Origin of the sequence: Enterobacter sp. SES19, assembly GCF_011765665.1 — a bacterium.
GTDB classification, from domain to species: domain Bacteria; phylum Pseudomonadota; class Gammaproteobacteria; order Enterobacterales; family Enterobacteriaceae; genus Enterobacter; species Enterobacter pseudoroggenkampii.
This window is the reverse complement of sequence record NZ_CP050320.1, coordinates 4,353,988-4,366,519: the sequence shown is the minus strand read 5'-3', so window position 1 is coordinate 4,366,519 and position 12,532 is coordinate 4,353,988. Positions and strand designations below refer to the sequence as shown.

The 12,532-nt window shown below is 54.2% G+C and carries 14 protein-coding genes and 1 pseudogene; 13 read left to right on the top strand and 2 right to left on the bottom strand.

What is annotated here, in order from left to right:
- Positions 1-6 precede the first annotated feature (6 nt).
- On the bottom strand, positions 7-1,911 hold the full coding sequence (locus GXP72_RS20945; protein ID WP_090420676.1) for an ABC transporter ATP-binding protein: 1,905 nt from the start codon (positions 1,909-1,911) through the stop codon (positions 7-9).
- A gap of 135 nt (positions 1,912-2,046) precedes the next feature.
- Between GXP72_RS20945 and kefG the strand changes: the two genes are divergently transcribed.
- The 4 genes from kefG (at position 2,047) to slyD (ending at position 5,305) form a co-directional block, all read left to right on the top strand.
- Positions 2,047-2,601: a glutathione-regulated potassium-efflux system ancillary protein KefG gene (kefG, locus tag GXP72_RS20940; RefSeq protein WP_021242220.1), complete on the top strand. Its 555-nt coding sequence runs from the start codon at positions 2,047-2,049 to the stop codon at positions 2,599-2,601.
- Positions 2,601-4,406: a glutathione-regulated potassium-efflux system protein KefB gene (gene kefB / locus GXP72_RS20935; RefSeq protein WP_208763306.1), complete on the top strand. Its 1,806-nt coding sequence runs from the start codon at positions 2,601-2,603 to the stop codon at positions 4,404-4,406. The genes kefG and kefB overlap by 1 nt, the downstream gene beginning before the upstream one ends.
- Before the next feature lie 13 nt (positions 4,407-4,419).
- Positions 4,420-4,620, top strand: a complete 201-nt coding sequence (locus GXP72_RS20930; protein ID WP_010436300.1) for a YheV family putative zinc ribbon protein — start codon at positions 4,420-4,422, stop codon at positions 4,618-4,620.
- A gap of 94 nt (positions 4,621-4,714) precedes the next feature.
- Entirely contained in the window at positions 4,715-5,305 is a 591-nt protein-coding gene (gene slyD, locus GXP72_RS20925) for a peptidylprolyl isomerase (protein ID WP_024907947.1), read from the top strand.
- Between the two features lie 51 nt (positions 5,306-5,356).
- On the opposite strand, the gene GXP72_RS20920 is transcribed toward slyD, so the two are convergent.
- Complete coding sequence (locus GXP72_RS20920) at positions 5,357-5,575, bottom strand: protein SlyX (protein ID WP_024907948.1); 219 nt, start codon at positions 5,573-5,575, stop codon at positions 5,357-5,359.
- A gap of 238 nt (positions 5,576-5,813) precedes the next feature.
- Here GXP72_RS20920 and fkpA point away from each other — a divergent pair, with 238 nt between their 5' ends.
- The 9 genes and pseudogenes from fkpA to GXP72_RS20875 all read left to right on the top strand — a co-directional run.
- Positions 5,814-6,632, top strand: a complete 819-nt coding sequence (gene fkpA / locus GXP72_RS20915; RefSeq protein ID WP_023309460.1) for an FKBP-type peptidyl-prolyl cis-trans isomerase — start codon at positions 5,814-5,816, stop codon at positions 6,630-6,632.
- A 166-nt stretch (positions 6,633-6,798) separates the two neighbouring features.
- On the top strand, positions 6,799-7,521 hold the full coding sequence (locus tag GXP72_RS20910; protein ID WP_003861697.1) for a transcriptional regulator: 723 nt from the start codon (positions 6,799-6,801) through the stop codon (positions 7,519-7,521).
- The gene (tusD, locus tag GXP72_RS20905; protein ID WP_048992404.1) at positions 7,521-7,907 is read left to right on the top strand and encodes a sulfurtransferase complex subunit TusD; all 387 of its coding nucleotides are present in this window, start codon (positions 7,521-7,523) and stop codon (positions 7,905-7,907) included. The genes GXP72_RS20910 and tusD overlap by 1 nt, the downstream gene beginning before the upstream one ends.
- Complete coding sequence (tusC, locus tag GXP72_RS20900; protein ID WP_090420686.1) at positions 7,907-8,266, top strand: sulfurtransferase complex subunit TusC; 360 nt, start codon at positions 7,907-7,909, stop codon at positions 8,264-8,266. The genes tusD and tusC overlap by 1 nt, the downstream gene beginning before the upstream one ends.
- Positions 8,267-8,273: 7 nt before the next feature.
- Entirely contained in the window at positions 8,274-8,561 is a 288-nt protein-coding gene (gene tusB, locus GXP72_RS20895) for a sulfurtransferase complex subunit TusB (RefSeq protein WP_024907951.1), read from the top strand.
- A gap of 124 nt (positions 8,562-8,685) precedes the next feature.
- Positions 8,686-9,060 carry a 30S ribosomal protein S12 gene (rpsL, locus tag GXP72_RS20890; RefSeq protein WP_000246815.1) on the top strand — a complete coding sequence of 125 codons (375 nt, stop codon included), beginning with the start codon at positions 8,686-8,688 and terminating at the stop codon, positions 9,058-9,060.
- Between the two features lie 96 nt (positions 9,061-9,156).
- Positions 9,157-9,627, top strand: a complete 471-nt coding sequence (rpsG, locus tag GXP72_RS20885) for a 30S ribosomal protein S7 (RefSeq protein WP_004106370.1) — start codon at positions 9,157-9,159, stop codon at positions 9,625-9,627.
- A gap of 96 nt (positions 9,628-9,723) precedes the next feature.
- On the top strand, positions 9,724-11,838 hold the full coding sequence (fusA, locus tag GXP72_RS20880) for an elongation factor G (protein ID WP_008503004.1): 2,115 nt from the start codon (positions 9,724-9,726) through the stop codon (positions 11,836-11,838).
- 69 nt (positions 11,839-11,907) lie between these two features.
- Positions 11,908-12,532, top strand: a pseudogene (locus GXP72_RS20875) (GTP-binding protein); the annotation flags it as partial.

Below are 12,532 nucleotides of genomic sequence, written 5' to 3'. Positions count from 1 at the left end.
GGCGTGTTATTCAGCCTGCAGCATCGCTTCCAGCTGTTCCTGTGCGTCGAGCCACGCCATTTCGCACTCTTCGAGACTGGATTTGGTCTTCGCCTGCGTTTGCAGGCAGTCGGTCAGTTCCGCTTTGCGGCTCTGGTCATACAGACCGCTGTCGCCGAGCTTCTCTTCAACAGCGGCAAGCGTGGCGTTGAGTTTTTCCATCTCTTTTTCGAGACGGATAATCTCTTTACGCAGCGGCTGCGTCTGGGTGCGCAGCTCCGCTTCACGACGCTTCTGGTCTTTACGCGCCTGCGCGCTGTTGGCGTTGTCTTTTGCCGATTCCTCCGGCTGGTTTTCCTGCTTCTGCACGTCCGTCAGCCACTGCTGGTAGTCTTCCAGATCGCCGTCGAACGGTTCGACTTTGCCGCCATGCACTAAATAGAGATCGTCCGTGGTGGAGCGGATCAGGTGACGGTCATGCGAAACCACCACCAGTGCGCCTTCGAACTCAATCAGCGCTTCGGTCAGCGCCTGACGCATATCGAGATCCAGGTGGTTGGTCGGTTCATCGAGCAGCAGCAGGTTCGGGCGCTGCCAGACGATCAGCGCCAGCACCAGACGGGCCTTTTCGCCGCCGGAGAAGCGCTCGGTGTTTTCCGTCACCTTATCGCCCTGGAAGCCGAAGCCGCCGAGATAGTCGCGCAGCTTCTGCTCCATCTCCTGCGGCGCCAGACGCGCGAGGTGCTGAATCGGCGATTCATCCGCGCGTAAAAATTCCAGTTGATGCTGGGCGAAGTAGCCAAGCTTGATGCCCTTCGCCAGGCCGATTTCACCGCTGACCGGGCTAAGCTCGCCCGCCAGCAGCTTGATCAGCGTCGATTTACCGGCGCCGTTACGTCCCAGCAAACCAATACGTGAACCCGGCACCAGGTTGAGCTTGATGGAGTCGAGAATAATGCGGTCGGCATAGCCCGCGCTGACCTTCTCCATCTTCAGCAGCGGGTTCGGCAGACTTTCCGGCTCGCGGAAGCTGAAGTGGAACGGGTTATCCACGTGCGCCGGGGCGATCATCTCCATGCGTTCCAGCATCTTGATGCGGCTCTGGGCCTGCTTGGCTTTTGAGGCTTTGGCCTTAAAGCGATCCACGAAGCTCTGCAGGTGTGCCACGCGCTGCTGCTGGCTTTCGTACATGGACTGCTGCTGGGCAAGGCGCGTCGCGCGCTGACGCTCGAAGGAGCTGTAGTTGCCGGTGTACTCGAACATCGTTTGCTGTTCGATGTGAATGATTTTATCCACCACCGGGTCGAGGAAGTCGCGGTCGTGGGAGATCAGAATCAGAGTGCCCTGATAGCTCTTGAGCCACTTCTCCAGCCAAATAACCGCATCGAGATCGAGGTGGTTGGTCGGTTCATCGAGCAGCAGCAGGTCAGAGCGGCAGATCAGCGCCTGCGCCAGGTTGAGGCGCATACGCCAGCCGCCGGAGAAGTCGCTGACCGGGCGTTCCAGCTGTTCATTGCTGAAGCCCAGGCCGTGCAGCAGGCTGGAGGCGCGGGAGCGAATGGTCCACGCGTCGATAGCGTCCAGCTTGCCGTGAACGGTGGCGATGGCGTGACCGTCGTTGCGCTCGTTAGCGGCGTTAAGTTCCGCCTCGAGCTTGCGGTATTCCCGGTCGCCGTCGATAACATAGTCGAGTGCCGGTTCGCTCAGCGCCGGCGTCTCCTGGTTTACCCAGGCGAGCTGCCAGTTCCCCGGGAAGGTAAAGTTACCGCCATCCGCGCTAATCTCGTTTTTCAGCAGTGCCAGCAGGGTGGATTTACCACAGCCGTTTTTGCCGACCAGGCCCACTTTTTGGCCCGGGTTGATGGTAGCAGTGGCGTTATCCAGCAGGACGCGCACGCCGCGACGAATTTGTAACGAGGAGAAAACAATCATAGAAGCGCCGTATGTTCCGACTATGTTAATTTGTCATTATGATAATGTAAGGTGTGGGCCATTTTCCGCACCGGGCCGCCATGGTAGCCCAAAACAACGACGATACACAAAAACAGAAACAAGACCGGGAGGGGAATGATGTCTCAGACAGCAAAAGTGCTGCTGCTGTATGCCCATCCGGAATCTCAGGACTCGGTGGCAAACCGGGTGCTGCTTAAGCCGGCCACACAGCTCAGCAACGTGACGGTGCACGATCTCTACGCGCACTATCCTGATTTCTTTATTGATATCCCTTACGAGCAGGAACTGCTGCGTCAGCATGACGTCATTGTGTTCCAGCATCCGCTTTACACCTACAGCTGTCCGGCGCTGCTCAAAGAGTGGCTGGACCGCGTGCTGAGCCGGGGCTTCTCCAGCGGGGTGGGGGGGAACCAGCTGGCGGGAAAGTACTGGCGTAGTGTGATCACCACCGGAGAGCCGGAAAGTGCTTACCGCCACGACGGGCTGAACCGCTATCCGATGAGCGATATTCTGCGGCCTTTCGAGCTGACGGCGGCGATGTGCCGTATGCACTGGATGAGCCCGATTATTGTCTACTGGGCCCGACGTCAGGATCCGAAAGAACTGGCCAGCCACGCCAGAGCCTATGGTGAATGGCTGGCGTCACCGATTCCGGCAGGAGGTCGTTAATGGAAGGATCGAATTTGCTTCTCGCCGGGGTGCTGTTTTTATTTGCGGCCGTCGTCGCGGTGCCGCTTGCGGCACGTATTGGTATCGGTGCGGTGTTGGGGTATCTGCTGGCGGGGATCGCGATTGGCCCCTGGGGACTGGGATTCATCAGCGATGTAGATGAGATTCTCCATTTCTCCGAACTGGGCGTGGTGTTCCTGATGTTCATCATCGGGCTGGAACTGAATCCTTCGAAATTGTGGCAACTCCGACGCTCTATCTTTGGCGTGGGCGCCGCGCAGGTGATGTTCAGCGCCGCGATCCTGGGTGGCCTGTTAATGCTGACCAATTTTTCATGGCAGGCGGCGGTGATTGGCGGGATAGGCCTTGCGATGTCGTCGACGGCGATGGCGCTGCAGCTGATGCGCGATAAAGGGATGAATCGCAACGAAGCCGGCCAGCTCGGCTTTTCGGTGCTGCTGTTCCAGGATTTGGCAGTCATCCCGGCTCTGGCGCTGGTGCCGCTGCTGGCGGGGTCCGGCGACGATCACTTCGACTGGGCGAAAATCGCCATGAAGGTGCTGGCCTTCGCGGGCATGCTGATTGGCGGTCGTTTCCTGTTACGTCCCGTATTCCGCTTTATTGCCGCGTCGGGCGTTCGCGAGGTATTTACCGCTGCGACGCTGCTGCTGGTGCTGGGGTCGGCGTTGTTTATGGACGCGCTGGGGCTGTCGATGGCGCTCGGGACCTTTATCGCGGGGGTGCTGCTGGCGGAGAGCGAGTATCGGCACGAGCTGGAAATTGCCATCGATCCCTTTAAAGGGTTGCTGTTAGGCCTGTTCTTTATTTCGGTGGGGATGGCGCTCAACCTTGGCGTGCTCTATACCCATCTTCTGTGGGTTGTGGTGAGCGTGGCCATCCTGGTGGCGGTGAAAACGCTGGTGCTGTACGTCATGGCGCGCATTTACGGCTTACGCAGTTCGGAACGCATGCAGTTTGCCAGCGTGTTAAGCCAGGGGGGCGAGTTCGCGTTTGTGCTGTTCTCTACCGCCTCCTCCCAGAAGTTGTTTAAAGACGATCAGATGGCGCTTTTGCTGGTAACGGTCACGCTGTCGATGATGACCACGCCGCTGCTGATGAAGCTGGTGGATAAACTGCTGTCGCGCCGCCTGAATCCCACTGACGATGAAGACGAAGCGCCGTGGGTGGAAGACGACAAGCCGCAGGTGATTGTGGTGGGCTTTGGTCGTTTTGGACAGGTTATCGGGCGTTTGCTGATGGCGAACAAAATGCGCATTACGGTACTGGAGCGGGATATCAGCGCGGTTAACCTGATGCGTAAATATGGCTATAAGGTTTACTACGGCGACGCGACCCAGCTTGAGCTGCTGCGCTCGGCGGGGGCCGAAGCGGCAGAGTCCATTGTGATTACCTGTAACGATCCGGAAGACACGATGAAGCTGGTGGAGCTGTGCCAGCAGCATTTCCCGCATCTGCATATTCTGGCGCGTGCGCGGGGACGTGTTGAAGCTCACGAATTGTTGCAGGCGGGTGTGAAACACTTCTCCCGTGAGACGTTCTCCAGCGCGCTGGAGCTGGGCCGTAAGGCGCTGGTCTCGCTCGGCATGCATCCGCATCAGGCGCAGCGCGCCCAAATGCACTTCCGCCGGCTGGATATGCGGATGCTGCGCGAGCTAATGCCGGTCCATACCGATACGGCGCAGATCTCCCGCGTGCGGGAAGCACGTCGCGAGCTGGAGGAGATCTTTCAGCGCGAGATGCAGCAGGAACGACGCCAGCTCGATGGCTGGGATGAATTTGAATAAAGGGTAACGAAAGATGGCTGTACGTAAACGCTTTATCGCGGGTGCAAAATGCCCGACCTGCCAGGCGCAAGATACCCTGGCGATGTGGCGGGAAAATAATATTGATGTTGTTGAGTGTGTTAAGTGCGGTCACCAGATGCGTGAGGCCGACAAAGAGGCCCGCGATCACGTTCGCAAAGAAGAGCAAGTTATCGGGATTTTTCATCCGGACTAGCGATATGCCCTGAGTTTTTTTAAGCTAAAGGGTACACAGGTGCAGATTTCCGCTACAATCTGCGCCAGCAATTTTCCCACGCTCAGGAGATATCATGAAAGTAGCAAAAGACCTGGTGGTCAGCCTGGCCTATCAGGTACGTACAGAAGACGGTGTGTTGGTTGATGAGTCTCCGGTGAGTGCGCCGCTTGACTACCTGCATGGTCACGGTTCCCTGATTTCCGGCCTGGAAAACGCGCTGGAAGGTCATGAAGTTGGCGACAAATTTGACGTTGCTGTAGGCGCGAACGACGCTTACGGTCAGTATGATGACAACCTGGTTCAGCGCGTTCCTAAAGACGTGTTCATGGGCGTTGACGAACTGCAGGTTGGCATGCGCTTCCTGGCTGAAACTGACCAGGGCCCCGTTCCTGTTGAAATCACCGAAGTGGAAGATGACCACGTCGTGGTTGACGGTAACCACATGCTGGCTGGCCAGAACCTGAAGTTCAACGTAGAAGTTGTTGCGATCCGTGAAGCGACCGAAGAAGAGCTGGCTCATGGCCACGTTCACGGTGCGCACGGTCACGACCATGACCACGATCACGGCCACGACGGCTGCTGCGGTGGTCACGGCCACGACCATGGTCACGACCACGATCACGGTAAAGGTGGTTGCGGTAACGGCGGCTGCGGTTGCCACTAATTCCGTCATGCGGAAAATAAAAAAGCGGGATAATCCCGCTTTTTTTACGCCTCAATAATGAGGAGGTGGCGTCTCTTCTGACTGAGAGGCAATGTTTGACGGCTGCGTGGCCTTCAGCTTTTCCGTCAGCAGGCGCATATGATCCCGCAGTTTTGCCATTTCGAGCTCATGTGCGGTCACGGTCTGGTTTAGCTCTTCGATGGTGATGTCCTGAAAAGCCAGGCGGCTTTCCAGCTCAGCCATTCTCGCTTCTAATGCTGTATCCTTCATCATTCACCTCGTTTATTTCAGATTCGCCATATTGGTCCTGCGGCGGCGCAGTTTAACCGAGTTTATCCTTAAGTACAGTCCGCATCCCCTTGGCAGGAAACTTATTTAAACAAAAATAGTCTGAAAAGTGGCGAGAATTGGAAGTGTCTGTCTGTAGATTTCTTCCGCAACGTTTTATAGTACGTAACTCATTTACGTTTAACGCTGGGGTGAGAGTCCCCAGGCCCTGGAGATATGGATGAAATCACTGTTTAAAGTAACGCTGCTGGCGACGACGATGGCTGTTGCGCTGAACGCGCCGCTGTCATTCGCTGCTGATACTGCTGCGAAGCCTGCTGCCACTGCAGACAGCAAAGCGGCGTTCAAAAATGACGACCAGAAATCTGCCTACGCACTGGGCGCATCTCTGGGCCGTTACATGGAAAACTCTCTGAAAGAACAAGAGAAACTGGGCATCAAACTGGATAAAGCTCAGCTGATCGCGGGCGTTCAGGACGCATTTGCAGATAAGAGCAAACTGTCTGACCAGGAAATTGAACAGACTCTGCAGGCGTTTGAAGCGCGCGTGAAGGGTGCCGCGCAGACTAAGATGGACGCGGACGCTAAAGACAACGAAGCGAAAGGCAAAGCCTACCGCGACACCTTTGCTAAAGAGAAGGGTGTGAAAACCTCTTCGACTGGCCTGGTGTACAAAGTTGAGAAAGAAGGCACCGGCGATGCGCCTAAAGACAGCGACACCGTTGTTGTGAACTACAAAGGTACGCTGATCGACGGTAAAGAGTTCGATAACTCTTACACCCGCGGTGAGCCGCTCTCCTTCCGTCTGGATGGTGTGATCCCTGGCTGGACTGAAGGCCTGAAAAACATCAAGAAAGGCGGCAAGATCAAGATGGTTATTCCACCGGATCTGGCCTATGGCAAAACCGGCGTTCCGGGTATCCCTGCCAACTCTACGCTGGTCTTTGACGTAGAACTGCTGGACATCAAACCGGCACCGAAAGCGGATGCCAAGGCAGACGCGCCGGCTGACGATAAAGCCGCTGCTGCTAAGAAGTAATGCTGAAAAAAAACCGCCGCCTTTAAGGCGGCGGTTTTTTATTGTGGGGCAGATATAATTAACACTGGAAAGCGTTAGGCACGCTGTATTAATTTAGTTGTCCGTGTAGATAATGAGCCTGCCCTGAAAACCTAACGACAGGCTCCTGAAAAGGAGTGTTTTTTTCATGTCCAGGTCGCTTTTAACCAACGAAACCAGTGAACTTGATTTGCTGGATCAACGTCCTTTCGATCAGACCGACTTCGATATTCTGAAATCCTATGAAGCGGTAGTGGACGGGTTAGCGATGCTCATTGGCTCCCACTGCGAAATCGTATTGCACTCCCTGCAAGATCTGAAGTGTTCCGCCATCCGCATTGCGAATGGTGAGCATACTGGCCGTAAAATTGGTTCGCCAATTACCGACCTTGCATTGCGTATGCTGCATGACATGACCGGCGCGGACAGCAGCGTCTCCAAATGCTATTTCACCCGCGCCAAAAGCGGCGTGCTGATGAAATCAGAAACCATCGCGATTCGAAACCGCGAGCATCGTGTTATTGGGCTGCTGTGCATCAACATGAACCTTGATGTGCCATTCTCGCAAATCATGAGCACCTTTATTCCACCAGAAACGCCGGACGTTGGCTCTTCTGTTAACTTTGCCTCCTCCGTTGAAGATCTGGTGACGCAGACGCTTGAGTTTACGATTGAAGAGGTGAATGCCGATCGCAACGTCTCGAACAACGCGAAGAATCGTCAGATCGTGCTCAATCTCTATGAAAAAGGGATTTTTGATATTAAAGACGCCATCAACCAGGTGGCCGATCGTCTGAACATCTCCAAGCACACGGTCTACCTCTATATTCGTCAGTTCAAAAGCGGCGATTTCCTGGGACAAGACAAGTAATGCGTTTTGCGTTAATGGTGACAGGCCCGGCGTACGGTACTCAGCAGGCCAGCAGCGCGCTGCAGTTTGCGCATGCGCTACTGGCGGCTGGACATGAGCTGGCGAGCGTCTTCTTCTATCGGGAAGGGGTGTATAACGCGAATCAGTTTACGTCACCGGCGAGCGATGAGTTCGATCTGGTGCGCGCCTGGCAGGCATTAAACGAAAAGCAGGGCGTAGAACTGCACATCTGCGTGGCGGCGGCACTGCGCCGCGGCGTGACCGATGCAACCGAAGCCGCGCGTTCTGGTTTATCGGGTTCTAACCTGCAGCCCGGTTTTTCGTTGAGTGGTCTGGGTGCACTGGCACAGGCGGCATTAACCTGCGACAGAGTGGTGCAATTCTGATGAAGCGCGTGGCATTTGTTTTTACGTCTGCGCCACACGGCAGCGCTTCCGGCCGCGAAGGGCTGGATGCGTTACTTGCGACCTCCGCGCTGACCGAAGATATCGGCGTCTTCTTTTTGGGGGACGGGGTGTTTCAGCTTCTGGCGGGTCAGCAGCCACAGGCCATTCTTGCGCGGGATTATATCGCTACCTTCAAAGTGTTGCCGCTGTACGACATTGAAAACCTTTATGTCTGCGCCGACTCGCTGGCCGCTCGCGGTTTGGATGAGAAGACGCCTTTCGTGCTGGATGTGACCGTCGTGTCTTCTGCGGCGTTGCGCGAACACCTTTCCCACTACGACACCGTTCTGACTTTCTGAGGCCGCCATGCTCCATACTCTGAGCCATTCACCGTGGCAATGTGATATCGACGCGTTACTGAGTATGCTGCGCGAAGGTGACGATCTGCTGCTGATTCAGGATGGCGTGCTTGCCGCACTGGAAGGCAGTCGTTTCGTTGAAATTCTCACGAACGCCCCCATAACAGTCTCTGCGCTGAAAGACGATCTGGATGCGCGGGGTCTTTCTGGTCAAATTTCAGCCAAAATTGACGTGGTTGGCTATACTGATTTCGTCAATCTTACTGTGACGCACGCCAGTCAAATGAACTGGTGATCTGAGATCGCTGTATATTTCTTGACACCTTTTCGACGTAGCCCTAAAATTTCGCGTCCTCATATTGTATGAGGTCGATTTATTACGTGTTTACGAAGCAAAAGCTAAAACCAGGAGCTATTTAATGGCAACAGTTAACCAGCTGGTACGCAAACCACGTGCACGCAAAGTTGCGAAAAGCAACGTGCCTGCGCTGGAAGCCTGCCCGCAGAAACGTGGCGTATGTACTCGTGTATATACCACCACTCCTAAAAAACCAAACTCCGCACTGCGTAAAGTATGCCGTGTGCGTTTGACTAACGGTTTCGAAGTGACTTCCTACATCGGTGGTGAAGGTCACAACCTGCAGGAGCACTCCGTGATCCTGATCCGTGGCGGTCGTGTTAAAGACCTTCCGGGTGTTCGTTACCACACCGTCCGTGGTGCGCTGGACTGCTCAGGTGTTAAAGACCGTAAGCAGGCTCGCTCCAAGTACGGCGTGAAGCGTCCTAAGGCTTAATGGTTCTCCGTTAAGTAAGGCCAAACTGATTTATCTTAATGTCACACTAAACTCTTTGAGTTTTGGACAATCCTGAATTAACAACGGAGTATTCCCATGCCACGTCGTCGCGTCATTGGTCAGCGTAAAATTCTTCCAGATCCGAAATTCGGATCAGAACTGCTGGCAAAATTTGTAAATATCCTGATGGTAGATGGTAAAAAATCTACTGCAGAAGCAATCGTATACAGCGCGCTTGAGACCCTGGCTCAGCGTTCTGGTAAAAATGAACTGGAAGCTTTCGAAGTCGCTCTCGACAACGTTCGCCCAACTGTAGAAGTTAAGTCCCGCCGCGTTGGTGGTTCTACTTATCAGGTTCCAGTTGAAGTTCGTCCGGTTCGTCGTAATGCCCTGGCAATGCGTTGGATCGTTGAAGCTGCTCGTAAACGCGGTGATAAATCCATGGCTCTGCGTCTGGCGAACGAACTTTCTGATGCTGCAGACAACAAAGGTACTGCAGTTAAGAAACGTGAAGACGTTCACCGTATGGCAGAAGCCAACAAGGCGTTCGCACACTACCGTTGGTAATCCCTTCGGAGTCTTAGTCACCAGGCGGGCGCTTCAGAGAAGCCGCCCGCTCTGGGTAACTTAACTGAACGCCTAAAGATATAAACGAGGAATCAAATGGCTCGTACAACACCCATCGCACGCTACCGTAACATCGGTATCAGTGCGCACATCGACGCCGGTAAAACCACTACTACCGAACGTATTCTGTTCTACACCGGTGTAAACCACAAAATCGGTGAAGTTCATGACGGCGCAGCCACCATGGACTGGATGGAACAGGAGCAGGAGCGTGGTATTACTATCACCTCCGCAGCGACTACTGCATTCTGGTCAGGTATGGCTAAGCAGTACGAACCGCATCGCGTAAACATCATCGACACCCCAGGGCACGTTGACTTCACCATCGAAGTAGAACGTTCCATGCGTGTTCTTGACGGCGCGGTAATGGTTTATTGCGCAGTTGGTGGTGTTCAGCCACAGTCTGAAACCGTATGGCGTCAGGCGAACAAATATAAAGTTCCACGCATCGCGTTCGTTAACAAAATGGACCGTATGGGTGCTAACTTCCTGAAAGTTGTTGGTCAGATCAAAACCCGTCTGGGCGCGAACCCTGTTCCGCTGCAGCTGGCAATTGGTGCTGAAGAAGGCTTCACCGGCGTTATCGACCTGGTGAAAATGAAAGCCATCAACTGGAACGATGCAGACCAGGGCGTTACCTTCGAATACGAAGATATCCCAGCTGCAATGCAGGACCTGGCTGACGAATGGCACCAGAACCTGATCGAATCCGCTGCTGAAGCTTCTGAAGAGCTGATGGAGAAATACCTGGGTGGTGAAGAACTGACTGAAGAAGAGATCAAAAAAGCTCTGCGTCAGCGCGTTCTGAACAACGAAATCATCCTGGTAACCTGTGGTTCTGCGTTCAAGAACAAAGGTGTTCAGGCGATGCTGGATGCGGTAGTTGACTACCTGCCATCCCCAGTTGACGTTCCTGCGATCAACGGCATCCTGGACGACGGTAAAGATACCCCGGCTGAGCGTCACGCAAGCGACGAAGAGCCATTCTCTGCACTGGCGTTCAAAATTGCTACCGACCCATTCGTGGGTAACCTGACCTTCTTCCGCGTTTACTCTGGTGTGGTTAACTCCGGTGACACCATCCTGAACTCCGTGAAAGCGGCGCGTGAGCGTTTTGGCCGTATCGTACAGATGCACGCTAACAAACGTGAAGAGATCAAAGAAGTTCGTGCGGGCGACATCGCTGCAGCTATCGGTCTGAAAGACGTGACCACTGGTGACACCCTGTGTGACCCGGATCACCCGATCATTCTGGAGCGTATGGAATTCCCAGAGCCGGTAATCTCCATCGCAGTTGAACCAAAAACCAAAGCTGACCAGGAAAAAATGGGTCTGGCTCTGGGCCGTCTGGCGAAAGAAGACCCATCATTCCGCGTATGGACTGATGAAGAATCTAACCAGACCATCATCGCTGGTATGGGTGAACTGCACCTGGACATCATCGTTGACCGTATGAAGCGTGAATTCAACGTTGAAGCGAACGTGGGTAAACCTCAGGTTGCTTACCGCGAAGCGATTCGCGCGAAAGTTACCGACATTGAAGGTAAACACGCTAAGCAGTCTGGTGGTCGCGGTCAGTACGGTCACGTTGTGATCGACATGTACCCACTGGAGCCGGGCTCTAACCCGAAAGGTTACGAGTTCATCAACGACATCAAAGGTGGTGTAATTCCTGGCGAATACATCCCAGCCGTTGATAAAGGCATCCAGGAACAGCTGAAAGCGGGCCCTCTGGCTGGCTATCCGGTTGTTGACATGGGTGTTCGTCTGCACTTCGGTTCTTACCACGACGTTGACTCCTCTGAACTGGCGTTTAAACTGGCTGCGTCTATTGCCTTTAAAGAAGGCTTTAAGAAAGCAAAACCAGTTCTGCTTGAGCCAATCATGAAGGTTGAAGTAGAAACTCCTGAAGAGAACACCGGTGACGTTATCGGTGACTTGAGCCGTCGTCGCGGTATGCTGCGTGGTCAGGAATCCGAAGTAACTGGCGTTAAGATCCACGCTGAAGTTCCGCTGTCTGAAATGTTCGGATATGCAACTCAGCTGCGTTCTCTGACCAAAGGTCGTGCATCATACACCATGGAATTCCTGAAGTATGATGATGCGCCTAACAACGTTGCTCAGGCCGTTATTGAAGCCCGTGGTAAGTAATCCACAGGATTAAAACCTAAGTCCCGTGCTCTCTCCACAGGGGAGAGCACTATAGTAAGGAATATAGCCGTGTCTAAAGAAAAATTTGAACGTACAAAACCGCACGTCAACGTTGGTACTATCGGCCACGTTGACCATGGTAAAACTACCCTGACTGCTGCAATCACTACCGTTCTGGCTAAAACCTACGGTGGTTCTGCTCGTGCATTCGACCAGATCGATAACGCACCAGAAGAAAAAGCACGTGGTATCACCATCAACACTTCCCACGTTGAATATGACACCCCGACTCGCCACTACGCACACGTAGACTGCCCAGGCCACGCCGACTATGTTAAAAACATGATCACCGGTGCGACACCCCGACTCGCCACTACGCACACGTAGACTGCCCAGGCCACGCCGACTATGTTAAAAACATGATCACCGGTGCTGCGCAGATGGACGGCGCGATCCTGGTTGTTGCTGCGACTGACGGCCCAATGCCTCAGACTCGTGAGCACATCCTGCTGGGTCGTCAGGTAGGCGTTCCTTTCATCATCGTGTTCCTGAACAAATGCGACATGGTTGATGACGAAGAGCTGCTGGAACTGGTAGAGATGGAAGTTCGTGAACTGCTGTCTCAGTACGATTTCCCAGGCGACGATACCCCAATCGTTCGTGGTTCTGCTCTGAAAGCGCTGGAAGGCGAAGC

What these genes read in the sequence shown, in the direction of transcription:
- tusC (WP_090420686.1), top strand. Translation starts at nt 7,907, where the DNA reads ATGAAGCGCGTGGCATTTGTTTTTACGTCTGCGCCACACGGCAGCGCT.
- GXP72_RS20920 (WP_024907948.1), bottom strand. Translation starts at nt 5,575, where the DNA reads ATGAAGGATACAGCATTAGAAGCGAGAATGGCTGAGCTGGAAAGCCGC.
- fkpA (WP_023309460.1), top strand. Translation starts at nt 5,814, where the DNA reads ATGAAATCACTGTTTAAAGTAACGCTGCTGGCGACGACGATGGCTGTT.
- GXP72_RS20910 (WP_003861697.1), top strand. Translation starts at nt 6,799, where the DNA reads ATGTCCAGGTCGCTTTTAACCAACGAAACCAGTGAACTTGATTTGCTG.
- tusD (WP_048992404.1), top strand. Translation starts at nt 7,521, where the DNA reads ATGCGTTTTGCGTTAATGGTGACAGGCCCGGCGTACGGTACTCAGCAG.
- rpsG (WP_004106370.1), top strand. Translation starts at nt 9,157, where the DNA reads ATGCCACGTCGTCGCGTCATTGGTCAGCGTAAAATTCTTCCAGATCCG.
- GXP72_RS20945 (WP_090420676.1), bottom strand. Translation starts at nt 1,911, where the DNA reads ATGATTGTTTTCTCCTCGTTACAAATTCGTCGCGGCGTGCGCGTCCTG.
- GXP72_RS20930 (WP_010436300.1), top strand. Translation starts at nt 4,420, where the DNA reads ATGGCTGTACGTAAACGCTTTATCGCGGGTGCAAAATGCCCGACCTGC.
- slyD (WP_024907947.1), top strand. Translation starts at nt 4,715, where the DNA reads ATGAAAGTAGCAAAAGACCTGGTGGTCAGCCTGGCCTATCAGGTACGT.
- kefB (WP_208763306.1), top strand. Translation starts at nt 2,601, where the DNA reads ATGGAAGGATCGAATTTGCTTCTCGCCGGGGTGCTGTTTTTATTTGCG.
- fusA (WP_008503004.1), top strand. Translation starts at nt 9,724, where the DNA reads ATGGCTCGTACAACACCCATCGCACGCTACCGTAACATCGGTATCAGT.
- kefG (WP_021242220.1), top strand. Translation starts at nt 2,047, where the DNA reads ATGATGTCTCAGACAGCAAAAGTGCTGCTGCTGTATGCCCATCCGGAA.
- tusB (WP_024907951.1), top strand. Translation starts at nt 8,274, where the DNA reads ATGCTCCATACTCTGAGCCATTCACCGTGGCAATGTGATATCGACGCG.
- rpsL (WP_000246815.1), top strand. Translation starts at nt 8,686, where the DNA reads ATGGCAACAGTTAACCAGCTGGTACGCAAACCACGTGCACGCAAAGTT.